Here is a 531-nt window from a genome sequence, read left to right as displayed (position 1 = left end):
TATTGATGATACTGTTTTAGATAAACCATATAGTCAACATATGGACTTGGTTAGCTATTTTTGGTCAGGCAAACACCACCGATCCGTCAAGGGTATTAATCTCATTACCTTGTATGCGACAGATCAAAATGGTCAAAATATTCCAATTAATTTCCGAATTTATGACAAATCTGAAAGTAAAACCAAGAATGATTACTTTATGGATATGTTAAGTGAAGTACTCAGTTGGGGTGCAAAGATTCAATTTATTACAGGTGATAGTTGGTATTCATCGACTGGAAATCTAAAAACCATAAGAAAATATGGTATTCGATTTATGTTTGGTATCGACTGTAACCGTAAGGTTTCCCCAGAAAAAGGACAATGGTTTCAACTGCGTTTATTGCCAGATTTCCATCAGGGTCAAGTGGTCTGGCTCAAAGATTTTGGCTTTGTACAATTATTTAAGACTCAGTTAAAAGAACAGCAGAGGTTTTATATTGTGCATCAAGATGAAGATGATTTATTGTCCTTTGAGGGTTTTCATGAATT

1 pseudogene is annotated in these 531 nt (G+C 34.5%); it reads left to right on the top strand.

The features are described from left to right. Window positions 1–531 (top strand): annotated as a pseudogene (locus tag WFH18_RS18600) (IS701-like element ISAba11 family transposase); the annotation flags it as partial.

This window comes from Acinetobacter sp. USHLN143 (assembly GCF_037145695.1).
Taxonomy (GTDB): domain Bacteria; phylum Pseudomonadota; class Gammaproteobacteria; order Pseudomonadales; family Moraxellaceae; genus Acinetobacter; species Acinetobacter fasciculus.
The sequence above is the reverse complement of the archived record's forward strand: the minus strand, read 5'-3'. Positions and strand labels throughout refer to the sequence as shown.